General features: G+C 49.7%; 41 protein-coding genes. 4 read left to right on the top strand and 37 right to left on the bottom strand.

The features are described from left to right. Positions 1–7: 7 nt before the first annotated feature. Complete coding sequence (gene groES / locus EDC14_RS13025; RefSeq protein WP_132014738.1) at positions 8–295, bottom strand: co-chaperone GroES; 288 nt, start codon at positions 293–295, stop codon at positions 8–10. Positions 296–547: 252 nt separating this feature from the next. Here groES and ligD (EDC14_RS13020) point away from each other — a divergent pair, with 252 nt between their 5' ends. Both ligD (EDC14_RS13020) and ligD (EDC14_RS13015) read left to right on the top strand, forming a co-directional pair. Next, entirely contained in the window at positions 548–1,498 is a 951-nt protein-coding gene (gene ligD / locus EDC14_RS13020; protein ID WP_132014737.1) for a non-homologous end-joining DNA ligase, read from the top strand. Next, on the top strand, positions 1,495–2,376 hold the full coding sequence (ligD, locus tag EDC14_RS13015; protein ID WP_132014736.1) for a non-homologous end-joining DNA ligase: 882 nt from the start codon (positions 1,495–1,497) through the stop codon (positions 2,374–2,376). Before ligD (EDC14_RS13020) ends, ligD (EDC14_RS13015) begins: the two co-directional genes overlap by 4 nt. A gap of 14 nt (positions 2,377–2,390) precedes the next feature. On the opposite strand, the gene EDC14_RS13010 is transcribed toward ligD (EDC14_RS13015), so the two are convergent. Both EDC14_RS13010 and EDC14_RS13005 read right to left on the bottom strand, forming a co-directional pair. Then, positions 2,391–3,176, bottom strand: coding sequence for an endonuclease/exonuclease/phosphatase family protein (locus EDC14_RS13010; RefSeq protein WP_165907999.1), 786 nt, complete (start codon positions 3,174–3,176; stop codon positions 2,391–2,393). Positions 3,177–3,345: 169 nt separating this feature from the next. Further along, entirely contained in the window at positions 3,346–4,335 is a 990-nt protein-coding gene (locus tag EDC14_RS13005) for an FG-GAP repeat domain-containing protein (protein ID WP_165907998.1), read from the bottom strand. 287 nt (positions 4,336–4,622) lie between these two features. Between EDC14_RS13005 and EDC14_RS13000 the strand changes: the two genes are divergently transcribed. Beyond that, a complete protein-coding gene (locus EDC14_RS13000; protein ID WP_132014733.1) occupies positions 4,623–5,660 on the top strand; it encodes a DUF4912 domain-containing protein in 1,038 nt (345 codons plus the stop codon). A gap of 12 nt (positions 5,661–5,672) precedes the next feature. Next, positions 5,673–7,304, top strand: coding sequence for a glycoside hydrolase family 57 protein (locus tag EDC14_RS12995; RefSeq protein WP_132014732.1), 1,632 nt, complete (start codon positions 5,673–5,675; stop codon positions 7,302–7,304). Positions 7,305–7,558: 254 nt separating this feature from the next. On the opposite strand, the gene truA is transcribed toward EDC14_RS12995, so the two are convergent. From truA to EDC14_RS12825, 34 genes are all read right to left on the bottom strand, one after another. Further along, entirely contained in the window at positions 7,559–8,311 is a 753-nt protein-coding gene (truA, locus tag EDC14_RS12990; RefSeq protein WP_243662923.1) for a tRNA pseudouridine(38-40) synthase TruA, read from the bottom strand. Between the two features lie 149 nt (positions 8,312–8,460). Next, positions 8,461–8,799, bottom strand: coding sequence for a 50S ribosomal protein L17 (gene rplQ, locus EDC14_RS12985; RefSeq protein ID WP_132014731.1), 339 nt, complete (start codon positions 8,797–8,799; stop codon positions 8,461–8,463). 41 nt (positions 8,800–8,840) lie between these two features. Then, positions 8,841–9,785, bottom strand: coding sequence for a DNA-directed RNA polymerase subunit alpha (locus tag EDC14_RS12980; protein ID WP_132014730.1), 945 nt, complete (start codon positions 9,783–9,785; stop codon positions 8,841–8,843). Between the two features lie 46 nt (positions 9,786–9,831). After that, positions 9,832–10,458 (bottom strand): 30S ribosomal protein S4, encoded by a 627-nt coding sequence (rpsD, locus tag EDC14_RS12975; RefSeq protein WP_132014729.1) that lies wholly within the window; start codon positions 10,456–10,458, stop codon positions 9,832–9,834. Between the two features lie 21 nt (positions 10,459–10,479). Continuing rightward, a complete protein-coding gene (rpsK, locus tag EDC14_RS12970; protein ID WP_132014728.1) occupies positions 10,480–10,881 on the bottom strand; it encodes a 30S ribosomal protein S11 in 402 nt (133 codons plus the stop codon). A 15-nt stretch (positions 10,882–10,896) separates the two neighbouring features. Beyond that, positions 10,897–11,268, bottom strand: a complete 372-nt coding sequence (gene rpsM / locus EDC14_RS12965) for a 30S ribosomal protein S13 (protein WP_132014727.1) — start codon at positions 11,266–11,268, stop codon at positions 10,897–10,899. A gap of 16 nt (positions 11,269–11,284) precedes the next feature. Beyond that, on the bottom strand, positions 11,285–11,398 hold the full coding sequence (gene rpmJ / locus EDC14_RS12960; protein WP_132014726.1) for a 50S ribosomal protein L36: 114 nt from the start codon (positions 11,396–11,398) through the stop codon (positions 11,285–11,287). Between the two features lie 65 nt (positions 11,399–11,463). Further along, complete coding sequence (gene infA, locus EDC14_RS12955; protein WP_132014725.1) at positions 11,464–11,682, bottom strand: translation initiation factor IF-1; 219 nt, start codon at positions 11,680–11,682, stop codon at positions 11,464–11,466. Beyond that, positions 11,675–11,983 carry a KOW domain-containing RNA-binding protein gene (locus tag EDC14_RS12950; RefSeq protein ID WP_132014724.1) on the bottom strand — a complete coding sequence of 103 codons (309 nt, stop codon included), beginning with the start codon at positions 11,981–11,983 and terminating at the stop codon, positions 11,675–11,677. Before EDC14_RS12950 ends, infA begins: the two co-directional genes overlap by 8 nt. Further along, positions 11,984–12,760: a type I methionyl aminopeptidase gene (gene map, locus EDC14_RS12945; protein WP_132014723.1), complete on the bottom strand. Its 777-nt coding sequence runs from the start codon at positions 12,758–12,760 to the stop codon at positions 11,984–11,986. It lies immediately after the preceding gene. Next, on the bottom strand, positions 12,760–13,410 hold the full coding sequence (locus EDC14_RS12940) for an adenylate kinase (RefSeq protein WP_132014722.1): 651 nt from the start codon (positions 13,408–13,410) through the stop codon (positions 12,760–12,762). Before EDC14_RS12940 ends, map begins: the two co-directional genes overlap by 1 nt. A 13-nt stretch (positions 13,411–13,423) precedes the next feature. Further along, the gene (secY, locus tag EDC14_RS12935; protein WP_132014721.1) at positions 13,424–14,701 is read right to left on the bottom strand and encodes a preprotein translocase subunit SecY; all 1,278 of its coding nucleotides are present in this window, start codon (positions 14,699–14,701) and stop codon (positions 13,424–13,426) included. Further along, on the bottom strand, positions 14,702–15,142 hold the full coding sequence (rplO, locus tag EDC14_RS12930; RefSeq protein WP_132014720.1) for a 50S ribosomal protein L15: 441 nt from the start codon (positions 15,140–15,142) through the stop codon (positions 14,702–14,704). A 13-nt stretch (positions 15,143–15,155) separates the two neighbouring features. Continuing rightward, complete coding sequence (rpmD, locus tag EDC14_RS12925) at positions 15,156–15,329, bottom strand: 50S ribosomal protein L30 (protein WP_207930747.1); 174 nt, start codon at positions 15,327–15,329, stop codon at positions 15,156–15,158. Between the two features lie 39 nt (positions 15,330–15,368). Continuing rightward, positions 15,369–15,869 carry a 30S ribosomal protein S5 gene (gene rpsE / locus EDC14_RS12920; protein WP_132014718.1) on the bottom strand — a complete coding sequence of 167 codons (501 nt, stop codon included), beginning with the start codon at positions 15,867–15,869 and terminating at the stop codon, positions 15,369–15,371. Positions 15,870–15,884: 15 nt separating this feature from the next. Then, positions 15,885–16,256 carry a 50S ribosomal protein L18 gene (rplR, locus tag EDC14_RS12915; RefSeq protein WP_132014717.1) on the bottom strand — a complete coding sequence of 124 codons (372 nt, stop codon included), beginning with the start codon at positions 16,254–16,256 and terminating at the stop codon, positions 15,885–15,887. 26 nt (positions 16,257–16,282) lie between these two features. Next, on the bottom strand, positions 16,283–16,831 hold the full coding sequence (rplF, locus tag EDC14_RS12910) for a 50S ribosomal protein L6 (protein ID WP_132014716.1): 549 nt from the start codon (positions 16,829–16,831) through the stop codon (positions 16,283–16,285). Between the two features lie 28 nt (positions 16,832–16,859). Further along, entirely contained in the window at positions 16,860–17,255 is a 396-nt protein-coding gene (gene rpsH, locus EDC14_RS12905) for a 30S ribosomal protein S8 (protein ID WP_132014715.1), read from the bottom strand. Between the two features lie 36 nt (positions 17,256–17,291). Continuing rightward, positions 17,292–17,477: a type Z 30S ribosomal protein S14 gene (locus EDC14_RS12900; RefSeq protein ID WP_132014714.1), complete on the bottom strand. Its 186-nt coding sequence runs from the start codon at positions 17,475–17,477 to the stop codon at positions 17,292–17,294. A gap of 19 nt (positions 17,478–17,496) precedes the next feature. After that, positions 17,497–18,036 carry a 50S ribosomal protein L5 gene (rplE, locus tag EDC14_RS12895; protein WP_132014713.1) on the bottom strand — a complete coding sequence of 180 codons (540 nt, stop codon included), beginning with the start codon at positions 18,034–18,036 and terminating at the stop codon, positions 17,497–17,499. Positions 18,037–18,057: 21 nt separating this feature from the next. Continuing rightward, entirely contained in the window at positions 18,058–18,378 is a 321-nt protein-coding gene (gene rplX / locus EDC14_RS12890; RefSeq protein WP_132014712.1) for a 50S ribosomal protein L24, read from the bottom strand. Positions 18,379–18,401: 23 nt separating this feature from the next. Next, positions 18,402–18,797: a 50S ribosomal protein L14 gene (rplN, locus tag EDC14_RS12885; protein WP_132014711.1), complete on the bottom strand. Its 396-nt coding sequence runs from the start codon at positions 18,795–18,797 to the stop codon at positions 18,402–18,404. A gap of 34 nt (positions 18,798–18,831) precedes the next feature. Next, positions 18,832–19,089 (bottom strand): 30S ribosomal protein S17, encoded by a 258-nt coding sequence (gene rpsQ / locus EDC14_RS12880; RefSeq protein WP_132014710.1) that lies wholly within the window; start codon positions 19,087–19,089, stop codon positions 18,832–18,834. A 29-nt stretch (positions 19,090–19,118) separates the two neighbouring features. Next, entirely contained in the window at positions 19,119–19,322 is a 204-nt protein-coding gene (gene rpmC / locus EDC14_RS12875; RefSeq protein ID WP_132014709.1) for a 50S ribosomal protein L29, read from the bottom strand. Beyond that, positions 19,312–19,746 carry a 50S ribosomal protein L16 gene (gene rplP / locus EDC14_RS12870; protein WP_132014708.1) on the bottom strand — a complete coding sequence of 145 codons (435 nt, stop codon included), beginning with the start codon at positions 19,744–19,746 and terminating at the stop codon, positions 19,312–19,314. Before rplP ends, rpmC begins: the two co-directional genes overlap by 11 nt. A gap of 1 nt (position 19,747) precedes the next feature. Beyond that, on the bottom strand, positions 19,748–20,419 hold the full coding sequence (gene rpsC / locus EDC14_RS12865) for a 30S ribosomal protein S3 (RefSeq protein WP_132014707.1): 672 nt from the start codon (positions 20,417–20,419) through the stop codon (positions 19,748–19,750). A gap of 4 nt (positions 20,420–20,423) precedes the next feature. Continuing rightward, positions 20,424–20,762: a 50S ribosomal protein L22 gene (gene rplV / locus EDC14_RS12860; RefSeq protein WP_132014706.1), complete on the bottom strand. Its 339-nt coding sequence runs from the start codon at positions 20,760–20,762 to the stop codon at positions 20,424–20,426. 33 nt (positions 20,763–20,795) lie between these two features. Next, complete coding sequence (gene rpsS, locus EDC14_RS12855; RefSeq protein ID WP_132014705.1) at positions 20,796–21,080, bottom strand: 30S ribosomal protein S19; 285 nt, start codon at positions 21,078–21,080, stop codon at positions 20,796–20,798. A gap of 18 nt (positions 21,081–21,098) precedes the next feature. After that, the gene (rplB, locus tag EDC14_RS12850; RefSeq protein ID WP_132014704.1) at positions 21,099–21,920 is read right to left on the bottom strand and encodes a 50S ribosomal protein L2; all 822 of its coding nucleotides are present in this window, start codon (positions 21,918–21,920) and stop codon (positions 21,099–21,101) included. A 51-nt stretch (positions 21,921–21,971) separates the two neighbouring features. Next, complete coding sequence (gene rplW, locus EDC14_RS12845) at positions 21,972–22,256, bottom strand: 50S ribosomal protein L23 (protein ID WP_132014703.1); 285 nt, start codon at positions 22,254–22,256, stop codon at positions 21,972–21,974. After that, positions 22,256–22,876, bottom strand: coding sequence for a 50S ribosomal protein L4 (rplD, locus tag EDC14_RS12840; protein ID WP_132014702.1), 621 nt, complete (start codon positions 22,874–22,876; stop codon positions 22,256–22,258). Before rplD ends, rplW begins: the two co-directional genes overlap by 1 nt. Positions 22,877–22,911: 35 nt before the next feature. Further along, complete coding sequence (gene rplC, locus EDC14_RS12835) at positions 22,912–23,547, bottom strand: 50S ribosomal protein L3 (RefSeq protein WP_132014701.1); 636 nt, start codon at positions 23,545–23,547, stop codon at positions 22,912–22,914. A gap of 40 nt (positions 23,548–23,587) precedes the next feature. Continuing rightward, a complete protein-coding gene (rpsJ, locus tag EDC14_RS12830; RefSeq protein WP_132014700.1) occupies positions 23,588–23,896 on the bottom strand; it encodes a 30S ribosomal protein S10 in 309 nt (102 codons plus the stop codon). 51 nt (positions 23,897–23,947) lie between these two features. Next, positions 23,948–24,032, bottom strand: an 85-nt coding sequence (locus tag EDC14_RS12825) for an EF-Tu C-terminal domain-related protein (protein WP_132014831.1), incomplete at its 5' end; no start/stop codon positions are given.

The following is a 24,032-nucleotide window of genomic DNA, read 5'->3' as shown; positions in this document are numbered from 1 at the left end:
ATAAGTATTATTGAACGATCGCTAGAATATCGGACTCTTTCAATACCATGTATTCTTCGCCGTCCAATTTCACTTCGGTACCGGCGTATTTGGCGAACAGAACCTTGTCGCCTTCTTTGACGTCGAGCGCGACGCGTTGACCGTTATCCAGCAATTTCCCGGAGCCAACCGCGAGCACTTTACCCATTTGCGGTTTTTCCTTCGCGGTATCCGGCAGGACAATCCCGCTCTTGGTCTTTTCTTCACTCTCTAAGACTTTAATAACGACTCTCTCTCCCAAAGGTTTGATATTCATTATTTCCCTCCTCTCAGAATGTTGGAACTTGTTATTAGCACTCTCTGTTGGCGAGTGCTAACTCTCAAAATCGATTTTATATAACTCCAAGCAGATTGGCAACATTATCTAGTCCCGATATATGACAATATAACGCAACCAAGGCTAATCTATGAAGTTTATCCAGCTTATTCTTCGCAATATTCTATTTTACTCGAAATTCCGTTTTACTATGATCCTTTTCCGGGCATTCTAGAAGCGGGAGAAAGGAATATGCTGCCGCAATCTATCAAACCCATGTTGGCCAGCCTGGCGGAACCCTTCGATTCACCCGATTTTCTTTACGAGATCAAGTGGGACGGCTACCGCTGCCTTGCTTTTTTAGAAGGATCCACCCGCTTGCAGAGTCGCAACGGCAAGGAAATCAGCCATATCTTTCCCGAATTGCGGCAGATCCATCAGCGGATCCGCCAGCCCGGAGTGGTGCTCGATGGCGAAATCATCGCGATCCGCGATCAAAAGCCGAGCTTTTCCCAACTCCAAAAAAGAGCGCAATTACGGGACGCGGCTCAGATCCGGCTCATCTCCCAAAAGATTCCCGTCGTCTATGTAGTATTCGACCTTTTATATTGGAATCATCAATCTCTCATGCAAAAACCGCTGTTGGAACGGCGCGGCCGCCTTGAGGAACTGATGGTGCCCGGGGATGAATGGATGGTGACCAGTCAAATCCCGGAGAAAGGTATCGCTTACTTTCAAACCACCGCTGAACTCGGCTTGGAAGGAGTCATCGCCAAACAGCAAGACTCGCTTTATTATCCGGGGAAACGCGTCAAAAGCTGGTTGAAGTTCAAGCACAAACGCAGGGGGATCTTTATCGTCTGCGGTTACGTGGAAAATGTGAGTAGCCGGGGGGAACTTAGCTCGTTGTTACTCGGGGCGTATGATGAGGACATCCTGAAACCCTATGGACTGGTGGGAACCGGGTTTACCGTGAAGGAGCTGGAAGCGATCCATCAGGAACTGCGGACCATCCGCTCCTCCGCCTGTCCGTTCGGCCGGCCGATCCAGGCCCCGCGGGGCCTGAGTTGGACTCAACCGCTCGTGGTCTGCGAGGTTGAGTACCTGGAGTTGACCGATGACGGCAGTCTCCGCCATCCGCTCTTCATTCGCTTTCGGCCTGAATTAAAACCGGAAGACTGCCGATTTGAGGGATCGTCATGACAACATTGGTCGTCAATAAATATCATATCCCCGTCAAAAACTTGGATAAAGTCTTTTGGCCGGAAGAGGGTTTCACCAAAGCCGATCTGATGAAATATTACGCCGCGGTCTGGCCGCTTTTAAAGCCGCACCTCACCGACAGGCCCGTCTCGCTGGTTCGCTACCCCGAAGGGATTACCGGCAATTTTTTTTACCAGAAAGACGTGCCGGACCCGCCGGTCTGGGTCCAAACCCACCCCATCGAATCGGATGAGCGGACCATCAACTATGCCCTGATCAACAACGCCGAAACGTTGATCTGGTCCATCAACCTCGGCTGTATCGAGGTTCATCCCTGGTTGTCCCGGGCCGGGTCCTTGGATTATCCAACCTACATTATTTTTGATCTGGATCCGATGCCGCCGGCCAGTTTCAGCGACGCAGTCCAGATCGCCCTCTACGTCAAAATCCTACTCGACGAATTGAAGTTGCAGGCCTTCCCCAAAATCTCCGGCGCCACCGGAATTCATATCTATTTGCCCATCCAATCCCGCTATTCGTACAAAAAAACCAGTACCTTCGTGAAACGGATCGGCGAAGTGATCATCAAAGCTTTTCCCAAGCTCGCCACCAACGAGCGGAAGATAGCGAACCGGGCCGGCAAGGTCTACATCGATCACCTGCAAAATCTGCGCGGCAAAACCATCGCCTCGGTCTACAGCGTGCGGCCCTTCCCGGGTGCTCCGGTCTCGGTGCCGCTGCGCTGGGAAGAGCTTTCCGACGCCCATCCCGGCATGTACAACCTGCAAAACGCGCCGCAACGCTTCGAAAAATTGAGTGACCTCTTCATGCCGTTATTATATCTGGAACAAACCCTGCCGGATAAATTTTTGAAATAACCATCCCGGCGGTTTTATTGATACATCACCGGCTGCCCGGCAACGTCTTGATTGCTGACCGTCAGCTTTAATTCGGCCACCAGCGGAAGATGATCGGAGATATAGTTTTCGTCAATCCAAAAATTGCTCACCATAAATTCCGGCGAGGCGAAGATGAAATCCATGCGCGGGATCAAGCTGCCGTTTTTGACCCGGAACGTGCCCCGGTCCCTAAAACCGCTCAATTCCTGAACATCCAGGAAACTGCCGTGAAAAGCCTTCACCGCCACATCCCCGTCACTGCCGTTAAAATCGCCGGTGATCACCAGCGGACCATCCACTTGACTGATGAAATTCCAGATGGCCGTCACCTGTTCCTGGCGGTCCGATTCGGATAAGCCGAGATGGGTGGTTAAAAAATTGATCCGGACGCCCCCAACCATGATCTGGACAAATCCAAAACTGCGCCGTTCCAAATTTCCCGGCATCAGCTCCGTAAAGATGCCGACGATCGGATAACGGCTCAAAATTAAATTGCCGAAATTGCCATTGTTCCGTTCTAGTGAAGCGGAATAGGCAAAGTCCATCTTCAGCCGGCGCGCCAGATCCCCCGGAATATCCTCGAACCGGCTCTGACTGGACCAACCCCGGGCTACCTCTTGCAAGCCGACGATATCCGGTTGGACCTCCTCAATATACCGGGCAATGCTCTCCAGATCATACTGGCCGAACCAATTGACCCCGCTATGGATATTGAGAGTCAGGATTTTTAAGGATACGGTCTCGTCAGGTCCGGGCTCCAGTGCGGACTCCGCTTTCACTGTCGTGGCTACCCCCAAAAACAAAGCTATGAATACACCTATTATATAGACTGCCAGCCGATAAGGTGCCTTTGGAATGGCCGGTCTTGGCCGCCCGCTTGGCCCCGGGGACGCGGCCAACCGCTTCAGACCCATGCCGGTTCGAACTCCTACCAAAATATTTCCCCCATTATTCGGATAAAATTAATAACCGTTGCGGATAGGCGATTAACAGCAGCTTGGCATCGGCGCCGCTACCCGCGGCACCGACCGCCAAATCGATCAGATTCCAGCGGAACCGTTTTTCTTTTTCGACCGCTACCAGCGCATTCCGGTTCGAATCCCAGGCGAAGGTATTGACCCGGCCGGAGTCGGTAGCGGTTATCAACCGAGGAGCCCCCGACAGGCTGGTCACTGTCAAGCCGTAGATGACTCCCTTGACCGGCTTATTCAGGCGGGAACGCTCCGTAATTTTATTTTCCGCCAGGGCGAATAGATGGAGGGTGCCAGGCGAGGTCCTCACGCCTTCCTCCATGACGATCTCGGCCTTGCCGTCCCCGTTCAGATCGCCGGCCGTGAGGCTGCGGATGTTGCCTACCGTTTGATCGGATTGGCTGACCAATTCCCAGCCGTTTTCTTTCAATTTCCAGACTTGCAAAACCCCATCATACTGTTTGGCGGTGATCCGGCCGATTTTGGCCACTACCAGCTCGGTGTGTCCGTCCCCATCCAGATCGCCGCCGGTGATGTTCAGCGGCTTCAGTTGGTGAGTCCCCTTCCGCATCAGCTCCATTTGGCCATTCTGCCATTGGAACAGATAATACTGGGTCTCGGTCACGGCCAGCAGTTGATTCTCGCTCCCGGTAAACTTCCCGGCGGCAACCCAAATCACGCTGCGGTCTTCAAATAAATTAGGGCTCTGCCACCGGAGAACCGGTTTATGGTCCGGGCCCAAGGTAAACCAGGCGAGGAACAGCTCGTGAGCGGTATAATTCTTGCCCGCCATCACAAATTCACTGGCTCCGTCCTGGTCCAGATCGGTCTCAATCACTTGAAACAAGCCTTCCATCAAAAAATGGTCATCCTGGTAAACCAAGCGGTAATCCGCGAAATTGGCCGATATTTGCATAATCAGGAGTACAATGAGTAAGACTATCCAATTGTGGGATACCGATTTCATGTGAACATCCCTCCTTACAATAATCATCCGGCTGATTGTTTCAGTTGGGGTGTAGTCCGTCCGTTTTTTTGAGTTGCTCCGCCCGGTTTTTTGCGAACCGGCCGACTCTTTAAAATCCTGACTGACAAAGAATTCGCTTTTTCGGACGCTGTTTCCTGCCCGTGGAAAGCAGATCCTTTTCCCAATCTTTTGGGTTGGCGAGGCAATGTTTTCCTGAGCCTTTCGTATAAGTGCCTTTCAACTCGGTAATATTAATACAGAAACTTGCGAGGAAAGGGGGATAGTCAATGACCCGAGAGGAATTGGCGGGAAAAACCAAACCAAAGCTGCTGGAGATCGCCAAGTCTTTAGGCATAAAAGGGATATCGAAACTGACCCGGGAGGATTTGATCGAGCATATTCTGCTCCTGGATCCTCCGTTCTCTGCCAATCCTGAACAGGAAAGCGCGATTGCCAAGCATCTGACACGCACTCTCAATCATGCGGACAATCTCAACCCGCCGCCATTGCCGGAACATTTGTTGGGGGTCAATGTCGCCGAAGCAAGAGAACAACAAATTCCCCAGGATTACAATGTTACCAAAATCGGCTTATTGGTGCGCGATCCTTACTGGTTATACTGCTATTGGAGCACCAGCGGGGAAACCCGGGAGATGGTTTCCGGGCAACAGCCCTGGGAGCAGGTCGCACTGATTCTTAGAGTTTATGATGTGACCGGAATCGAATTTAATGGGACCAACAGTAACTTTTATTTTGACGTCAGTGTCGGTCATCAGGCCAATAACTGGTACATCCATGTTGGCGGGCCGAACCGTTGCTTCTGTGTGGACTTGGGATTCATCATGGCCAACGGCGCGTTTTACACCATTGCCCGCTCGAATCCGGTCACCACACCCCGCGATAATGTCTCCGACGTTATCGATGAAGAATGGATGATCATTGAGGACGATTTCCGCAAGCTTTATCAGTTGGCCGGCGCCGGAGCGGCCAACAGCTCGGCCGAACTGGTTGAGTCGCTAATCAGCCGGCTTGAGCGCGAAATGGGTTCAGGAATTGTCAGCAGTCTATCCAGTCCCGTACAATACCAGCCCAAAGAACGGAAGTTCTGGATGGTGTTGAATACCGAACTGATCGTCTACGGGGCTACCGAGCCGGACGCCCGGGTTACTGTTCAGGGAGAACCGATCGAGATCCGTCCCGACGGGACCTTCACCCTGCGTTTTGCCTTGCCGGAGGGAACGCAATGCATTCCGGTCTCGGCTCGCTCAGCCGATGGGATCGATACCATTACCATTACCCCCATCGTTTCCAAACAGACCCAGTAAGGAGTGTTATCCATGGAAAAGGGCTACCTCGCTTTGGTGCTCCACACCCATTTGCCGTATGTGCGGCATCCGGAGCTTCCCGAATATCTCGAAGAGAACTGGCTATACGAAGCGATCACCGAGACTTATATTCCCCTGCTGAAAGTCTTTCAAGGCTTGGTCCATGACGGCATTCATTTTCGGATTACGCTCAGTCTGTCGCCACCCTTGCTATCGATGTTCAAAGACGACCTGCTGCAGCGGAGATACCTGGTCAAACTGGAGAAACTGATCGAACTGGCGGAAAAAGAAGTTGAGCGGACCCGGTGGCTACCCCAATTTCACGAGGTAGCTTTGATGTATTTAGAGCATTTTCGTTTCTGCCATTACTTTTTCGCGGAAAAGTACCGTTGCGATTTAACAGTGCCTTTTAAGGAATTGCAAGATTCGGGCCATTTGGAGTTGATTACCTGCGCCGCAACCCATGGCTTTCTGCCGCTGATGGCCAATGAAACGGCCGTGCGGGCCCAGATTCAGCTGGCCGTCCAGCACCATACCCGGGTGCTGGGGCGGGCGCCGCGCGGCATCTGGCTGCCGGAATGCGGCTATTATCCCGGGGTCGACGAAATATTGCGCCGGGAAGGGTTGCGCTTCTTTTTCACCGACGCCCACGGGGTATTGCACGCTTCGCCCCGTCCCAAATACGGCGTTTTTGCGCCCATTTACTGCCCCTCCGGGGTAGCGGCCTTCGGCCGGGATCTCGAATCGTCCAAACAAGTCTGGAGCGCCAATGAAGGCTATCCGGGCGACTATGATTACCGGGATTTTTACCGGGACGTCGGTTACGATTTGGAATACGAGTACGTCCGGCCCTATCTGCCGGATTGCGGGATACGGAATTTCACGGGAATGAAGTATTACCGGATTACCGGCAATACTTCCGACAAACAGCCCTACAATCTCTGGGCGGCGCGTGAAAAAGCGGCGACCCATGCCGGCAATTTCATGTTTAACCGGGAAAAGCAGGTCGAATATGTCTCATCCATTCTGGACCGCCGGCCGATCATTGTCTCGCCGTACGACGCGGAACTCTTCGGCCATTGGTGGTTTGAAGGACCGCAATGGCTGAATTTTTTGATCCGCAAAATCACCTATGACCAAAAAACCATCAAACTGATTTCGCCAGCCGACTATCTGGAGATGTATCCCCGCAACCAGGTCTCGACCCCCTCGATGTCGAGCTGGGGCTTTAAGGGTTACAATGAGGTCTGGCTGGAGGGCAGCAACGATTGGATCTACCGCCATCTCCATCACGCGGCCGACCGCATGGTCGAACTGGCCCAAGGCTTTCCGGGGGCGCAAGGCGATCTGAAACGCGCCTTGAATCAGGCCGCGCGCGAACTACTGCTCCTCCAGAGCAGCGACTGGGCGTTCATCATGAAGACCGGAACCATGGTCAACTATGCCGTCAAACGCACCAAAAACCATATTCACCGGTTTGTCAACCTCTACGAACAGATCAAATACAATCGCATCAATCCTGAATACCTGGCGGAACTTGAAGCCAAAGACAACATCTTTCCCGAGATCAGCTACGAAATTTACGACCCCAATCACGCCACCTCCGATCCCCTTTCGGAAGTGGCCGCCGCTCATCTCAAATAGCGGCGGATTTCCGCCTTCTGCCGGAGAGGCCCGCCGAGGCCCGGGGCCTTGGAGAACACCGTCCGGAACCTCCGGACGACCAGCCGGGGCTTTCGGAGCTTCCTCCGCAGGACGCGGCAACCCGTCCGAAGCTTCCGGCAGCCCTTCCGGGGGAGCCGGAACACCCGCCGCAGCCCCGGGAAGGCCGGCCGCGACTCACGGAGGCCCGTCCGAGCGTTTAGAAGCTTCGGCTGGCCCGCCGGGACAACCTCCGCTCAGTAAAAGACCGCTTCCAGACAGAGCCCGCAGGCCGGAGCGGTCGGTCCCGCCTTTTGGCGATCCTTGGCCAGGATCAATTGTTCAAATTCCTCCCGCGACATCCGCCCATTGCCGACCAGCAGCAGCGTACCCACGATATTGCGGACCATATGGTACAAGAAGCCGTCGGCGTTGATGGCGAGCCTGATCTCCGGCCCGTCCTGGGTCAGAAGGCATGAGTTGACGGTCCGGACCGTTTGGACCACTGCCGACCCGGCCGCCTGAAAACTGCGGAAATCCTTGGTTCCGACCAGCAACCCGGCGGCTTCGGCCATCGCCGCATAATCCAGCCGGTACTTGTGGAAATAGACAAAATTCCGCTCGAAGACCGGGCGAACCGGCCCGGTATAGATCCGGTAGGAATAGGTTTTATGTTTGGCGTGGAATCGGGCGTGAAAATCCGGCGCGGCCTCCTCGACCGACAATATCGCCATATCCCGCGGCAACAGACTGTTTAACGCCTTCTGCAAGACTGCTTCAGGCAGCGCGCTGGCGCAGAAGAAATTGACGACCTGGCCCCGGGCGTGCACTCCGGCATCGGTCCGGCCGGCACCGGTAATCGTGGCATGCTCGCCGGTAATCCGCTGAATCCGCTCCTCCAAAACCCCCTGAATCGTCGGCAAATGGCCGGCCTGCCGCTGGAATCCGGCGTAGGCGCTGCCGTCATAGGCTACGGTCATTCGCAGATTGCGTTTTCTGGAATCCATCATCGATCGCTCTCCCCCGGTTCGGTGACATCAAAAAAAGGAACGGCAGCCTTATATAGTAAAAGACGCTCATTGCTGCTGAGCGTCCAATCAAACTTGCACTGGATGGAGTTCGGGCTCTCAAACGGCCCTCCCCAAAATATAAAGCTGTCTCAGACTAATTCCAGAATGGCCATGGGAGCGGCATCGCCCCGGCGTTGTCCAACCTTTAAAATGCGGGTGTAGCCGCCATTGCGTTCGGTATACCGTCCGGCAATGGTATTGAACAACTTCTGCAGCACCGCCGGGTCGGTAATGACTTCGGCGGCGAGACGCCGCGAATTCAGATCACCCTTTTTGGCGTAGGTAATCATTTTCTCCGCCAAAGAGCGAGCTTCCTTGGCTTTGATCTCCGTGGTGGTGATCTTCTCATTCTCAAACAATTCCGTAACCAAGCTACGGAAGAGTGCTTTACGATGGGCCGATGAACGTCCTAACTTCCTCTTAAGCATTTCCTTATCCTCCTTACTCCAAACTTTCCGAAGGGGGTCAATTATTCCTCGGATTTACGCAATGACAGACCCAGACTCTCTAATTTCTGTTGAACTTCCTCTAACGATTTGCGGCCGAGATTGCGAACTTTCATCATGTCTTCCTCGCTCTTGCGCGTCAATTCCTCGACGCTGTTGATTCCGGCCCGCTTCAAGCAGTTATAGGAACGAACGGAGAGATCAAGCTCTTCGATGGTCATCTCCAGAATCTTATTCTTGGATTCTTCTTCCTTCTCCACCATGATCTCGGTCTTTCCGGCGGTCTGACTCAGGTTGACGAACAACATCAAATGCTCGGACATAATTTTCGCCGCCAGGGAGACTGCCTCGATCGGGCTGATGCTGCCATCGGTGGCGACATCCAAAATCAGCTTGTCATAATCGGTGATCTGGCCAACCCGCGTATGCTCGATGGTATAGTTGACTTTTTGCACCGGCGAAAAACGGGCGTCCACCGCAATGACTCCGATGATATTATCGCCTTTATTACGGTCGGCCGTGACATAGCCCCGGCCGCGGTCGAGCGTTATTTCCGCACTCAAGGTGCCGCCCTCGGAAACCGTGGCAATGTACAGGTCCGGATTTAAAAGCTCAATATCGCTGCTCACTTGAATATCCGCAGCGGTAACCATTTTGGGACCCTTGACATTCAGCATCACTTTTTTGGGGCAATCCCCATGGATCTTTACCAATAAATGTTTCAGGTTCAAAACAATATCAGTGGTATCCTCAACAACCCCCGGAATCGTTGAAAACTCGTGAAGTACCCCGTCAATCTTAACAGATGTTACAGCAAAACCCGGTAGGGATGAGAGGAGGATCCGACGAAGCGAGTTGCCCAGTGTCGTCCCATAGCCCCTTTCCAAAGGTTCAATCACGAAAACTCCATGACGTTCTTGGTCACTCGTTTCCTCTATGGTGATTTTGGGCTTTTCGATTTCGATCAATACTTAACCCTCCTTCTCGCATTAGCGATTGAAAAGACATCGGACATTATCTGGAATAGTACTCAACGATGAGTTGTTCACGAACCGGGACGTCGATCTGCTCCCGGGTCGGAAGCGCCTTCACCTTGCCACTAAAGTTGGTCTTGTCTAATTCGAGCCATTCCGGTATCGCGCGTCCACCGGCATCTTCCAGGTTCTCCTTGATTTTGGTAGAACTTAAACTACCTTCCTTAATCGTTAATATGTCCCCCGGTCGTACTAAAAATGAGGGAATATTCACTTTTTTTCCATTGACTTGAAAATGGCCGTGACGAACCAATTGACGGGCTTCTTTCCGGGAAGCGCCCAAACCGAGACGATACACCACATTGTCAAGACGGCTTTCCAGCACTTGCAGCAAATTCTCACCGGTAATGCCTTTTTTGCGTTCCGCCAGGGTGAAATACCCGGCGAACTGCCGTTCCAAAATTCCATAGATCCGGCGCAGTTTTTGCTTTTCGCGCAACTGTACGCCGTATTCGGAAACTTTTTTACGATCTTGGCCGTGTTGACCCGGAGCATAGGAACGACGGCCTACGCTACATTTCGGCGAGTAACAACGGTCACCTTTCAAATAGAGCTTTTCGCCTTCGCGGCGGCATAATCTACAAGCAGCTTCTGTATACCGTGCCATAAAGTTCTACACACCTCCAACTTATACTCGACGACGTTTGGGAGGACGGCATCCGTTATGAGGAATCGGAGTGACATCCTTGATTAAATTGACAAACAAGCCAGCAGCCTGCAGCGAACGGATAGCAGCTTCACGACCGGCGCCCGGTCCTTTGACATATACCTCGACATTTTTCATGCCGTGATCCATTGCCACCTTGGCTGCCTGTTCGGCGGCCATGCCGGCGGCAAACGGAGTGCTTTTCCGGGAGCCTTTAAAACCCATGTTTCCTGCACTCGACCAGGCTAAAACATTGCCCGTGGTATCGGAGATCGTGACAATTGTATTATTAAAAGTGGAGTGGATATGGGCCACCCCATTATCGATATGTTTACGCTCTTTTTTACGGGTACGGATACCTTTTTTGGCAGCGACCTTCGCCATCGCTATTACCTCCTCTTATTTTTTCCGTTTGGCGCCGACAGTCTTTTTAGGACCTTTGCGGGTACGGGCGTTGGTCTTGGTTCTTTGACCACGGACCGGGAGTCCCCGGCGGTGGCGCAATCCACGATAACTGCCGATATCGATCAGGCGCTTGATATTTAATGATTCTTCCCGGCGGAGATCGCCTTCGACCTTATAATCGCGGTCGAGGACTTCACGAAGCTTGTTAATCTCCTCTTCGGTCAGATCGCGAACCCGGGTATCGGGATTCACGCCGGTCTTCTCTAAAAGTTCATTCGCGGTGGTACGGCCTAAACCATAGATATACGTCAAGGCAACTTCTACCCGCTTATCTCTTGGTAAATCGACTCCTGCAATACGTGCCATTTCGTTCCCTCCTCAATTAACCCTGTTTCTGCTTATGCTTGGGATTGTCACAAATTATGGTTACACGGCCTTTTCGTTTAATAATTTTGCAGTGTTCACAAACCGGTTTCACGGATGGTCTGACTTTCATATTCGAATCCTCCTTAAAAAACTAGAATAATTATATCAAAACTGAGCAGAGGGAGGTATAAAAAATTATTTATATCTGTAAATAATTCGGCCTCTGGTTAAGTCATATGCCGAAAGCTCAACCGTAACTCGATCGCCGGGCAATATTTTAATGAAGTTCATCCGCATCTTCCCGGAGATATGAGCCAAAACTCGGTGGCCGTTTTCCAACTCCACCCGGAACATCGCATTTGGCAAAGGCTCAACGACGGTTCCTTCGACTTCGATGACATCTTGCTTACCCATGAAACCGCTCTCCCTCCTCAAGTTCATTTTTCATTCGTCGTAGTGCTTTGCTAATCTCTGAATCCGTCACCGCTTCACCTCTTAGAATCAATTCTTCAATATTCTTATCAACCATCATAGTGATCTGAAGGTGCTTCACATTTTTCTTCTTGGGCTTGCTTTTCGGATGATGGTGACCATCGACCAGTAATAGGTATTTATCCCCGACCAGGCTCATAATAAGATAGTATTGATTCCGATCCCTGCCGGCTTTCGACTTGACGAATTGTCCCGGCCGCAATCCATCCACCGTGGTTATCATCTATCGGACCTCCGGTAACAACTCCGGTCTCAGAATTGTTAATATTTCCGGTTCCTCCTCTGTCACGGCCACGGTATGTTCAAAATGAGCGGAGTATTTCCCATCCTGCGTTCGAACCGTCCAGTTATTGAAGGTGTCGACATCCACTTCATAGGTTCCCACATTCACCATGGGTTCGATCGCCAGGGTCATGCCTGCTTTTAGTTTCGGGTTATAATCATTGCCTACGAAATTTGGAATTTGGGGTTCTTCATGCATTTTCCGCCCAATCCCGTGGCCGACAAAATCGCGAACCACCGAAAAATCATTGGCTTCGACGTGATTTTGAATGGCTCTCGATATATCAAACAGACGATTTCCTGCTTTAGCTTGCTGAATTCCTAAGAACAATGCCTCTTGGGTTACCCGAAGCAATTTTTCGTGCTCTTGGGAAATTGAACCTATCGGAACCGTAATCGCTGAATCGGCGCAAAAATCCTGATAAATGACTCCAAAATCGATTCCAATGATATCCCCTTCTTTTAAGGCCCGGTTGCCGGGAATCCCGTGAACAACCTCCTCGTTGACCGAGGCGCAGATCGAAGCGGGAAAACCATTGTACCCTTTAAACGCCGGTTTGGCGTGATAAGCGCGGGTTAAAGACTCAGCTTTCCGGTCCAACTCAATCAATCTCACTCCCGGTGCCGCCATATTTCTTAATTCGGTGAGAACTGCTGCTACGATACTACCAGCAGTTCTCATGACGGCGATCTCACGGGGAGATTTGAGAATGATCATTATTTTTTGCCCTCCAATGCCCGGCAGATCTCCTCAAAAACATCCGGTATGGATTTTTGCCCATCGAAGGTGAGCAATAAATTCTTTGCCTCATAATACCGAATAAGCGGTTCGGTCTGCTCCTGATATACTTGCAATCGCTTACTGACAGTTTCCGGAGTGTCGTCGGCGCGTTGATACACTTCACCGCCGCACTTGTCGCAGACCGTCTCTACCTTGGAGCGTTTCGTCTCAATATGATAAACCGCAGCGCAATTGCGGCAGACACGCCGGCCCGTCAATCGTTTCAATAGAACTTCAAAATCCACATCGATATTGATGACTGCCGTAATTTGCCGGCCGTTTTCTGTCAAAAACCCGTCCAAAGCATTGGCTTGGGGAACGGTCCTCGGAAAGCCATCCAAAAGGAAACCCTTTTCACAATCGCTCTTCAGCAACCGTTCCTTCACAATACCCACTACGACTTCATCCGGAACCAGTTGGCCACTGTCCATATACCGCTTGGCTTCAACCCCTAATGGAGTGCCCTCCTTGACTGCCGCCCGGAAAATATCGCCGGTGGAAATATGAGGGACAGCAAAGCGTTTGACGAGCAATTCCGCCTGAGTCCCTTTCCCAGCTCCAGGAGGTCCAAGTAAGATCAGATTCATGGCACCAGTCTCCTTATTTTAAGAATCCTTCATACTGCCGCATAATCAGTTGCGCTTCAATCTGTTTCATCGTGTCGATGGCCACGCCGACGGCAATCAGCAAAGCGGTTCCGCCGAATTGAACCGAAAGGCCACGAAAACCAGGGATGAAATTCATCAAATACGGCAATATCGCCACTACCGTGAGGAAAAGAGCTCCAGCCAAAGTAATTCTTGTCAAAACACGGTCTAAATATTCAGCTGTCGGCTTGCCGGGGCGTATTCCCGGAATAAATCCGCCATATTTCTTCATATTATTGGATACTTCCAAAGGATTGAAGGTAACAGCCGTATAAAAATAAGTGAAAACAAAGATAAATAAGGCATATAAGAAGAGATAGATTCCGCGTCCGGGCGAAAACAGATTCAAAAATTTGTATAGCCAATTCGTCGGCGCCAAAAATTGCGCGATGGTCGGCGGAAAGGCCAGGATGGAAGAAGCAAAGATGATCGGAATAACACCGGCCTGATTCACCCGCATTGGAAGATAGGTGGAACCTCCGCCATACATTTTGCGGCCGACAACCCGTTTTGCATACTGAACCGGAATTTTTCGCTCACCTTGGGTAACAAAGACGACTCCCGCCACGATTAAAACCGCCAACACCAGGAAAGCAACGATACTGAAGGCCGAAGTGCCTACTCCCTTGCTGCCTACCGTGGTAAGCGTACTGATCGAACTCGGAATAATCCGCGCCACAATACCGCCGAAGATCAACAACGAAATTCCGTTACCGATACCCCGCTCGGAGATAACTTCCCCCAGCCACATTAGAAAGACCGAACCAGCGGTCAGAGTAGAGATGATTAATACAAAATCCCATATTGTCGGGCTGTTCATTGCTGAACGAAGACCGAAAGCCATCGCCGAACCTTGAATAATTGCAAGCAAAACCGTGCCATACCGAACATACTGATTGATAACCTTACGTCCTTCGACTCCTTCTTTGGAAAGAGCCTCTAGTTGTGGTATTACCATCGTCAAGAGCTGAACAATGATTGAAGACGTAATGTAAGGGTTAACACTCATTGCGAATACGGACATTTTCCGTAATGCGCCGCCTGCCAAGAGGTCCAACAAGCCGAAAAGATTATTATTCCCCCCGAAAAGCTGTTCCAAAGCCTTAGCATTCCAAGGGCCCGGCACCGGAATCAAGGTGCCGATCCGGAAAATGCCGAGCAATACCAGGGTCCATATAATCTTTTTCCGTAAGTCCGGGAGTTTAAAGGCGGTTCGAATAGCTTCCAGCAACTAAATCACCTCTGTTTTGCCACCGGCTTTTTCGATTTTTTCAATTGCTGATTTACTAAAACTATTGCTTTTCACGGTAAGACTTTTTGTAAGCTCGCCGTTGCCAAGAACCTTAATGCCATCCCCGAGTTGTTTGATAACGCCTGTTTCCAAAAGCAGTTCAGGAGTTACTTCGGTTCCATTTTCAAATCGGTTCAATTTCTCCAATGAAACTTCAATCCACTCATGCCGAAAATGATTGGTGAAGCCTCGTTTCGGTAATCTCCGTTGTAAAGGAGTCTGGCCACCCTCGAAGGCTGGTCCTTTTCCTCCACCAGAACGGGCTTTGGCACCCTTATGTCCTTTGGTAGAGGTCTTACCCATACCGGAGCCTATGCCTCGGCCGACTCTTTTGGGAGCTTTTTTCGCACCTTCCGCCGGCTGAAGTTCAAATAATTTCATGAGAAGACACCCCCTAGGCCTCTTTAACTTCTACTAAATGGTGAACTTTTTTAATCATTCCCCGGATAGCCGGGTTATCTTCCTTCGTGACAGTTTGGTTTAACTTTGTAAAGCCCAAAGCCTTAATCGTAGCCTTTTGAACTTTCGCACGGCCAATGGCGCTTTGTTTCCAAGTCACCTGAATCATTTTGCTGTTTTGGTCATTTGACATTGGTAAATTCCCCTCCTAACCGAGGATCTCATTTAAAGCTTTACCACGGATTTCCGCGACTTGCTCCGGCCGCTTCAATTCTTTCAAGCCGGTCATGGTGGCGTTTACCATATTCAAGGCATTGGAAGAACCCAACGATTTGGTCAAAATATCGCGAATGCCGGCACTCTCCAGCACTGCACGGACAGGGCCCCCGGCAATAACACCGGTTCCAGGAGCTGCCGGTTTCAACAAGACTTTCCCGGCACCAAAATTTCCTTCAATCTGGTGAGGAATGGTCGTTCCATTCATCGGAACCTCGATCAAATTCTTTTTGGCATCTTCTACACCTTTGCGAATGGCTTCGGGAACCTCGGCAGCTTTCCCCAGGCCCATTCCAACATGACCTTTCCCGTCTCCAACAATCACCAAAGCACTAAAACTGAATCGACGTCCGCCTTTAACCACCTTGGCAACGCGGTTAATGTGAACAACTTTTTCAGTCAACTCGAATTCACTTGGGTCGATGCGTTTCAATTCAATCCCCCCTGCCTAAAATTCCAGGCCGCCTTCTCTTGCTGAACTAGCCAAAGCCTTGACTCTACCATGATAAATCTGACCGCCCCGGTCAAATACAACTTTTTGAATTCCTTTTTCGAGGGCCTTTTGCGCAATCGCCGCACCAACTGCTTTTGCAGCTTCGATGTTGCCGCCATTGCCGTTACATTGCTTGCGCAACTCCGGATCTACCGTCGAAGCCGCAACTAACGTTAGACCTTTCGTATCATCAATAATTTGAGCATATATATGATGCAAGCTACGGAATACACTTAATCGCGGACGTTCGGAGGTGCCGGAAACCTTCGCTCTCAACCGAACATGCCTGCGTAAGCGAGCCTCACGACGATCGGGTCTTTGATACATAATAGCTCACTCCTTCTTTACCGGCATTACTTCTTGCCGGCTTTACCAGCCTTACCGGCTTTCCGACGGATAACTTCTTTCTCATAACGAATCCCTTTACCTTTATATGGCTCAGGTTCTCGAACCGCACGGATTTCGGCAGCCATTTGACCTACGGCTTGCTTATCGATACCTTTGACGGTAATTTTGGTGGGTGCGGGAACTTCGAATTCAATACCAGTCAGCGGTTCAATTTCAACCGGATGCGAATACCCAATGGTCAATAACAAATTTTTTCCTTGTTTAGCGGCACGATAGCCAACTCCGGTAATTTCCAACGACTTGGTGAAGCCCTTGGTTACACCTTCAACCATATTGGCGACTAAAGTACGAGTCAATCCATGCAACGAACGATGTTTTTTCTCATCCGAGGGACGCTCGACGATGATTGTATTTTCTTCGATAACGACTTTCATGTCAGGATGTACAACTTGGGAAAGCTCGCCCTTGGAACCTTTGACGGTTACGACATTGCCTTCGAGCGCAACTTGCACTCCCTGGGGTATTGCGATAGGTTTTCGTCCAATTCTTGACAACTCTTACACCCCCGATCTAAACATCAAATTACCAAACATAACAGATAACTTCGCCGCCGATCCCTTCCACGCGGGCTTTTCGGTCGGTAATAATCCCTTTGGATGTGGATAAAATAGCGATGCCCAAGCCACCCAATACCTTGGGGATATCTTCCTTCGGCGCATACACTCTTAAACCGGGTTTACTGATCCGCTTGAGACCCGTGATTACGTTCTCTTTACCATTGTATTTCAGGTAAATCCGGATCCGGCCTTGCTTTCCGTCTTCGACGAAATCTTGGTCTAAGATATATCCTTCAGCCTTTAAGATCTTGGCAAGTTCATGCTTGATTTTGGAGAAAGGGATCTCCACTACTTTATCCTTCACAATCGTCGCATTGCGAATTCTTGTGAGCATATCCGCAATTGGATCTGTCATAACCATAGAAATCAGACCTCCTTCATTTACACGGAGCTATACTTACCAGCTGGCCTTGGTAATGCCAGGGAGCTCGCCACGGTGCGCCAGTTTACGGAAGCAAATACGGCACATGCCAAATTTACGCATATAGCCGTGAGGTCGACCACAAATTTTACAACGATTATGTTGACGAACCGCAAATTTGGGAACTCGTTTTGATCGAATAATCATCGATGTTTTAGCCATGCTTCACACCCTTTCTGGATTATGCTCTAAATGGCATCCCCATTAACTTTAATAATTCTAAGGCTTCTTCGTCGTTCTTTGCCGAAGTTACGATAACGATATCCATACCCCGAGCTTTATCGACTTTGTCGATATTGATTTCTGGAAAAATCAACTGATCTTTGACGCCTAAAGTATAATTACCCCGACCATCAAAAGATTTAGGGGATATTCCTCTAAAATCACGAATTCTGGGTAATGCGACATTAAAAAGTTTGTCAAGGAAATGGTACATCCGTTCACCGCGTAGCGTTACCTTGCAGCCGATCGGCATTCCAGCCCGTACTTTAAAGGCAGCAATCGACTTTTTCGCCTTGGTGACCACCGGCTTCTGACCTGCAATCGTTGTTAAATCGGTCAGTGCCGCGTCGATTGCTTTCGCATCGGAGGTCGCATCGCCAACCCCCATGTTGATGACGACTTTCATAATTTGAGGGATTTCCATTACATTGGAATATCCAAATCGGCTTTTCAGGCCGGAAACTACTTCATTCGAATACTTTTCTTTCAGCCGCGACATTAATCGCACCTCCCTCCGTTATCAATCCAAAGTTCTTCCACAGTGCCGGCAGATTCGAACCAATGCTCCGTCAACCGCGCGGTCGCGACGGATTCTGGTCGGTTTATTGCAACCCGAACATATGACCATCACCTTGGAGATATCCATCGGCAATGATTTATCGATCACTCCACCCTGCGGATTGGCTTTGGTGGGTTTGGCATGTTTTTTGGCTAAATTAATTCCTTCAATAACGACTGCGTTGTCTTTCGGCAACACTTTCTGAATCTTCCCGTGGCGTCCTTTATCCTTGCCGGATAAAACGACCACTTCGTCACCTTTTTTATAATGAAGAACAGCCATTGCTAAATCCTCCTCTCTTTGGCCTATAAGACTTCCGGGGCAAGTGAGACGATTTTCATATAATTCTTATCACGAAGTTCCCGGGCGACTGGTCCAAAGATACGAGTACCTCTAGGATTTAATTGGTCGTTGAGGATTACTGCGGCATTATCATCAAACCGAATGTATGAACCATCGGGTCTTTTGATCTCTTTGGTTGTACGGACTACGACTGCCTTAACCACATCTCCCTTTTTGACGCTAGCGCCACCTGCTCCTTTCCGGGCAGCAGAAGGGGGAAGTGCATCCTTAACGACCGCTATGATCAGGTCCCCGATTCGAGCGTATCTCTTTTTTGAACCGCCAAGGACTCGAATGCACATAACTTGTTTAGCTCCGGAATTATCGGCAACATTCAAATAGGTTTGTGCTTGAATCACGGTCGACTCCTCCTTTCGTAAGGCATTTCAGAAATTATTTTGCTTTTTCTAAGATATTGACTACACGCCATCTCTTATCTTTACTGAGCGGGCGGGTCTCCATGACCTTGACTTTATCTCCCACCCGGCATTCATTATTTTCGTCATGAGCCTTAAGCTTGGTGGTGAGCTTGATAATCCGGCCATACAAAGGGTGTCTAACCAAACGTTCCACAGCAACTACCACGGTTTTATCCATTTTGTCGCTGACTACCTGACCAATTCGGGTTTTTCGCAGTGCACGATCAACCATTTTGTAATTCCTCCTCTTTCACCAACCAGTTAGGCCCTTTGAAGTTTGAGTTCACGTTCACGTAAAATTGTTTTAACTCTGGCAATGCTAAGACGAACGTCTTTTACGCGCATTGAGTTATCTAATTGGCCGGTAGCTAGTTGAAATCGCAGATTGAAAAGTTCTTCCTTCAAACTCGTCAATTTTAACTGCAATTCATCATTGGTCATATCTCGAATTTCTTTAGCTTTCATGGACTTCTCCACCCGCTTCCTCTCGTTTTATGAACTTGCATTTGATCGGAAGTTTATGAGCAGCCAAGCGAGTTGCTTCGCGAGCCAATTCTTCTTCTACTCCAGTGATCTCAAACAGGATACGACCCGGTTTAACAACAGCAACCCAGTGTTCTGGAGAACCTTTTCCGCTACCCATACGAGTTTCCGCTGGTTTCGCGGTTACCGATTTATCAGGGAAAATCTTAATCCAAACTTTACCACCCCTTTTGATATGACGGGTCAAAGCAATACGGGCGGCTTCGATTTGAACATTGGTAATCCATCCAGGCTCCAGGGCTTGCAAGCCATAATCCCCCAAAATCAGCTGGGAACCTTTCATGGCTTTGCCTTTCATCCGGCCTCGATGAAGCTTACGATGTTTCACACGTTTCGGTACTAACATATCAACCTACTCCCCCTTCGGCTTTGGGAGTTGAGCGCCGTTTGGCCGGGAGAATTTCACCTTTATAAATCCAAACTTTTACGCCAATCTTCCCGTAAGTCGTATTGGCTTCGGCAAAACCATAATCAATATCCGCTCTTAAGGTATGAAGAGGAACTTTTCCCTCGCTATAGCCCTCAGTACGAGCAATTTCCGCACCCATTAAACGTCCGCTACATGAAACTTTGACGCCTTGAGCGCCCAGTTTCATGGCCCGGCCGATGGACTGCTTCATCGCACGACGGAAAGAAGTTCTTCTTTCCAACTGAAACGCGATATTCTCGGCAACCAGTTGCGCATTTAACTCAGGCACCTTGATCTCCGCGATGTTCAGTTGGACTTGCTTTTCGGTAAACTTCTCAATCTCTTTACGGATCACTTCGACTTCGGTTCCCTGCCGACCAATGACCATACCCGGTCTCGCAGTATGGATGGTAACTTTGACCCGATTCGCAGCCCGCTCAATTTCGATTTTGCCGATGCCAGAAGCATAAAGACGCTTTTTGACATACTTGCGAATTTTGATATCCTCGAGAATCAAATCGGCGTAATCTTTTTTTCGGGCAAACCAACGGCCTTCCCAGTCTTTAATGACTCCGATTCGTAAACCTATTGGATGGACTTTCTGACCCATTAATTTAGCCCTCCTTCTCCGCAACTACAATTGTGATATGGCTGGTTCGCTTATGAATCATGGAAGCCCGGCCCTGAGCCCTCGGCATAAACCGTTTAAGCGTCGGACCTTGATCGACATAAGCTTCGGAAATAACCAAACGATCCCGGTTTAATTTGAAATTATTCTCGGCATTGGCAATCGCGGAATTCAATACCTTGCCGATTATCTCAGCAGAAAACCGTGGTGTAAACTTTAAAATAGTCTGAGCATCGGATACTTGTTTGCCGCGAATCAGATCCACGACTTGACGGGCTTTACGCGGAGCTATTCGCACAAAGCGAGCAACAGCTTTTGCATCCATACTAATCCCTCCTTATTCGAGGTTATACTTGCCTTATTTTGCACCCGTAGTCTTTTCAGTGTGAGAGCCATGCCCTCTGAAAGTACGGGTTGGTGCGAATTCGCCTAATTTGTGGCCGACCATATCTTCGGTAATATAAATCGGAACATGTTTGCGGCCATCGTGAATGGCTAAGGTATGACCCACCATTTCCGGAAAAATCGTAGAGCTCCTCGCCCAAGTCTTAACGACCTTCTTTTCCCCTTTGGCATTCATGTCTTCGATCTTTTTCAACAAGCTTTCTTGTACAAAAGGTCCCTTTTTTAACGAACGTGCCACTTATTTCTCCCCCTTCCCTTAAGACCGACGCTTAACAATCAGACGGTCAGAGGCTTTATGCTTACGGGTTCGATGCCCCAAAGCAGGTTTACCCCAAGGAGTAACCGGAGCTCTTCCAATCGGGGAGCGTCCTTCTCCTCCACCATGAGGATGGTCAATCGGATTCATGACTACGCCACGGTTAGCAGGTCTGATTCCCAACCAACGTGAACGCCCTGCTTTTCCTATGGAGATATTCTCATGTTCAATATTGCCCACCTGGCCGATGGTTGCCATGCAATCAATCCGAACCAAGCGCATTTCGCTCGATGGAAGACGCACATTCGCAAATTCGCCTTCCTTAGCCATGAGTTGAGCTCCAACGCCCGCGCTGCGCACGAGTTGGGCTCCACCGCCCTTTTTTAGCTCGATATTATGAATGATAGTACCAACCGGAATATTCGCCAACGGTAAAGCGTTACCAGGTTTGATGTCCGCCGTGGGACCCGAAAGTACCGTATCGCCGACATTGAGTCCGAGAGGTGCCAGGATATAGGCTTTCTCACCGTCAACATAGTGAAGCAGCGCAATCCGCGCTGAACGATTCGGATCATATTCAATCGCCGCAACTTTCGCGGGAATCCCAAATTTAGCCCGTTTAAAATCGATTTTACGATACATCCGCTTATGCCCGCCACCTCGGTGCCGAACCGTTAAGCGACCCGAAGAATTCCGCCCGCCGGATTTATGCAGCGGTTCCAACAAGGACTTTTCCGGCTGGGTTTTGGTAATCTCCGCAAAGTCGGAGACCGTCATAAATCTTCGACCAGGTGAGGTTGGCTGGTATTTTCTAACCGGCATCTTGCAGACCTCCCTAAAACTTTATCAGAATTAAAAATAGAAAAGGAAAAATCATACACCTTCGAAGAACTCAATTCGACTGCCGCCTTCAAGCGTCACAATCGCTCGCTTCCAACTGGGCCGGCGGCCTTCATACTTACCCATCCGTTTCACTTTCCCAAGCGAATTGAAAGTATTGACTGCCTTGACCTTAACTTTAAAAATTTCTTCAATTGCTTGTTTGATCTGGGTTTTATTCGCCCGCGGATCAACGATAAAGCAATATTTATTGTCTTCCATCAATTTGGTCGTCTTTTCGGTAATGACCGGGCGTTTAATTAAAGTATGTGCATCCATTAGGCCAACGCCTCCTCTACCTTACCGATGGCTTCTTTCGTAATGACCAGATGGTCATGGGCCAGAATATCATAGACATTCAGTCCCGTGGAAACCAAAGCTTCCACCCCCGGTATATTCCGAGCGGATTTTTCGAGCGCTTCCTGGTACTCTGAGGTTACCACCAATGCCTTATTGGCCTTCAAGCTTCCCAGGACTCCCACCATCGTTTTGGTTTTCGGCTCGGTAATGTTCAACTCATCAACCACAATAAGTTCGCCGGCTTCCACTTTCGCGGACAGCGCCGATCTTAAGGCTTGGCGACGGGCTTTTTTGGGAAGACTATAACCATAATCTCTCGGAGTAGGCCCAAAAATAATTCCTCCACCAGTCCACAACGGAGAACGCCTGCTGCCGGCTCTAGCCTGACCAGTCCCTTTTTGCCGCCATGGTTTTCGGCCGCCGCCTCGAACGGCAGACCGATTCTTCGCTGCAGAAGTACCTAATCGTCTAGAAGCCAATTGCATCACAACCGCTTCATGCAGTAAGGCTTTATTAACCTTTGAACCGAAAACAATATCATTCAAGGCAATTTCGCCTACTTGCGCGCCTTGTATATTATAGATAGGTACGGTCGGCATTTCATTTCCTCCTTCCAAAGTAACTATCCCGCAGTTTATTGTTTAGCACGCTTGACAGTCTTACGAACAACTACGAATGAACCATTTGCACCGGGGATAGCACCTTTAATCAATAATAAATTGCGGTTTGAATCAACCTTCGCAATCTGTAATCCCTGAGTCGTAGTTTTGACTCCACCCAAACGGCCCGGCAACTTCCGGCCTTTAAATACTCGAGCAGGGTCCGTAGCACATAGCGAACCGGGACGGCGGTGATACATCGAACCGTGAGCCATCGGCGCGCGATTGAAATTCCACCGTTTGATGACACCGGCAAAACCCTTTCCTTTGGATGTGCCGGTCACATCGACATATTCACCCTCGCTAAAAATGTCAGCTTTGATCTCTTGACCTAAATCATAATTTTCTGAAGCGTCCACCTTAAATTCGCGCAATATTTTTGCGGGCTTTACATTCGCTTTTGCAAAATGACCCAGCATCGGCTTATTCGTTAAACGCTCTTTTTTATCGCCAAATCCCAGCTGAATTGCATCATAACCGTCATTGGCTGAGGTCTTTTTTTGAACAACAAAACAAGGACCAGCCTCAATAACAGTTACCGGAATGGCGCGACCTTCGGGAGTAAAGATTTGAGTCATACCGATTTTCTTTCCTAAAATTCCTTTGGTCATATCTTGCACCTCCTAACTGGCAAACCATTTGCGTTGCTCATTATAATTTAATCTCAATGTCAACCCCAGCCGGAAGATCAAGCCGCATCAGAGCATCAACCGTTTTGGAACTAGGGTCTAAGATATCGATCAGCCGTTTATGAGTTCTCATTTCAAATTGTTCACGCGAATCTTTATCGATATGAACAGAGCGCAAAACCGTGTAAATATTCTTTTCAGTCGGAAGTGGAATCGGCCCGGAAACATATGCTCCGGTCCGTTTCGCCGTCTCCACAATTTTTTCCGCAGATTGATCCAATAATTTATGGTCGAATGCCTTGAGGCGGATCCGGATTTTCTGAGTGGCCATAATCTTTCCCTCCTCTATCTTGCCGAGCAAGCTATAGATCAAACACTTCGATTACTCAATAATCTTGGTAACGACGCCGGCGCCCACGGTCCGTCCGCCTTCACGAATGGCGAACCGCAGTCCTTCTTCCATCGCA

Origin of the sequence: Hydrogenispora ethanolica (assembly GCF_004340685.1) — a bacterium.
In the GTDB taxonomy this organism is placed as follows: domain Bacteria; phylum Bacillota; class UBA4882; order UBA8346; family UBA8346; genus Hydrogenispora; species Hydrogenispora ethanolica.
The sequence above is the reverse complement of the archived record's forward strand: the minus strand, read 5'-3'. Positions and strand labels throughout refer to the sequence as shown.

Bases quoted from the DNA above. Each gene is read 5' to 3' on its own strand.
- groES (WP_132014738.1), bottom strand. From the start codon at position 295: ATGAATATCAAACCTTTGGGAGAGAGAGTCGTTATTAAAGTCTTAGAG.
- rplQ (WP_132014731.1), bottom strand. From the start codon at position 8,799: ATGCTTAAGAGGAAGTTAGGACGTTCATCGGCCCATCGTAAAGCACTC.
- rplC (WP_132014701.1), bottom strand. From the start codon at position 23,547: ATGACCAAAGGAATTTTAGGAAAGAAAATCGGTATGACTCAAATCTTT.
- EDC14_RS12950 (WP_132014724.1), bottom strand. From the start codon at position 11,983: ATGATAACCACGGTGGATGGATTGCGGCCGGGACAATTCGTCAAGTCG.
- EDC14_RS13000 (WP_132014733.1), top strand. From the start codon at position 4,623: ATGACCCGAGAGGAATTGGCGGGAAAAACCAAACCAAAGCTGCTGGAG.
- rpsM (WP_132014727.1), bottom strand. From the start codon at position 11,268: ATGGCACGTATTGCAGGAGTCGATTTACCAAGAGATAAGCGGGTAGAA.
- truA (WP_243662923.1), bottom strand. From the start codon at position 8,311: ATGATGGATTCCAGAAAACGCAATCTGCGAATGACCGTAGCCTATGAC.
- rpsD (WP_132014729.1), bottom strand. From the start codon at position 10,458: ATGGCACGGTATACAGAAGCTGCTTGTAGATTATGCCGCCGCGAAGGC.
- rplX (WP_132014712.1), bottom strand. From the start codon at position 18,378: ATGGCTGTTCTTCATTATAAAAAAGGTGACGAAGTGGTCGTTTTATCC.
- rplE (WP_132014713.1), bottom strand. From the start codon at position 18,036: ATGTCGCGGCTGAAAGAAAAGTATTCGAATGAAGTAGTTTCCGGCCTG.
- rplV (WP_132014706.1), bottom strand. From the start codon at position 20,762: ATGGATGCAAAAGCTGTTGCTCGCTTTGTGCGAATAGCTCCGCGTAAA.
- EDC14_RS13005 (WP_165907998.1), bottom strand. From the start codon at position 4,335: ATGAAATCGGTATCCCACAATTGGATAGTCTTACTCATTGTACTCCTG.
- rplB (WP_132014704.1), bottom strand. From the start codon at position 21,920: ATGCCGGTTAGAAAATACCAGCCAACCTCACCTGGTCGAAGATTTATG.
- rplW (WP_132014703.1), bottom strand. From the start codon at position 22,256: ATGGATGCACATACTTTAATTAAACGCCCGGTCATTACCGAAAAGACG.
- EDC14_RS12940 (WP_132014722.1), bottom strand. From the start codon at position 13,410: ATGAATCTGATCTTACTTGGACCTCCTGGAGCTGGGAAAGGGACTCAG.
- rpmD (WP_207930747.1), bottom strand. From the start codon at position 15,329: ATGATTCAGGTGACTTGGAAACAAAGCGCCATTGGCCGTGCGAAAGTT.
- rpsH (WP_132014715.1), bottom strand. From the start codon at position 17,255: ATGGTTATGACAGATCCAATTGCGGATATGCTCACAAGAATTCGCAAT.
- rpmC (WP_132014709.1), bottom strand. From the start codon at position 19,322: ATGAAAGCTAAAGAAATTCGAGATATGACCAATGATGAATTGCAGTTA.
- ligD (WP_132014736.1), top strand. From the start codon at position 1,495: ATGACAACATTGGTCGTCAATAAATATCATATCCCCGTCAAAAACTTG.
- rplR (WP_132014717.1), bottom strand. From the start codon at position 16,256: ATGTATCAAAGACCCGATCGTCGTGAGGCTCGCTTACGCAGGCATGTT.
- rpsK (WP_132014728.1), bottom strand. From the start codon at position 10,881: ATGGCGAAGGTCGCTGCCAAAAAAGGTATCCGTACCCGTAAAAAAGAG.
- rplP (WP_132014708.1), bottom strand. From the start codon at position 19,746: ATGTTAGTACCGAAACGTGTGAAACATCGTAAGCTTCATCGAGGCCGG.
- infA (WP_132014725.1), bottom strand. From the start codon at position 11,682: ATGGGTAAGCAAGATGTCATCGAAGTCGAAGGAACCGTCGTTGAGCCT.
- rplD (WP_132014702.1), bottom strand. From the start codon at position 22,876: ATGCCGACCGTACCTATCTATAATATACAAGGCGCGCAAGTAGGCGAA.
- rpsQ (WP_132014710.1), bottom strand. From the start codon at position 19,089: ATGGTTGATCGTGCACTGCGAAAAACCCGAATTGGTCAGGTAGTCAGC.
- rpsJ (WP_132014700.1), bottom strand. From the start codon at position 23,896: ATGGCCACTCAGAAAATCCGGATCCGCCTCAAGGCATTCGACCATAAA.
- EDC14_RS12995 (WP_132014732.1), top strand. From the start codon at position 5,673: ATGGAAAAGGGCTACCTCGCTTTGGTGCTCCACACCCATTTGCCGTAT.
- rpmJ (WP_132014726.1), bottom strand. From the start codon at position 11,398: ATGAAAGTCAGACCATCCGTGAAACCGGTTTGTGAACACTGCAAAATT.
- EDC14_RS12900 (WP_132014714.1), bottom strand. From the start codon at position 17,477: ATGGCTAAAACATCGATGATTATTCGATCAAAACGAGTTCCCAAATTT.
- ligD (WP_132014737.1), top strand. From the start codon at position 548: ATGCTGCCGCAATCTATCAAACCCATGTTGGCCAGCCTGGCGGAACCC.
- map (WP_132014723.1), bottom strand. From the start codon at position 12,760: ATGATCATTCTCAAATCTCCCCGTGAGATCGCCGTCATGAGAACTGCT.
- rplO (WP_132014720.1), bottom strand. From the start codon at position 15,142: ATGAAATTATTTGAACTTCAGCCGGCGGAAGGTGCGAAAAAAGCTCCC.
- rpsC (WP_132014707.1), bottom strand. From the start codon at position 20,419: ATGGGTCAGAAAGTCCATCCAATAGGTTTACGAATCGGAGTCATTAAA.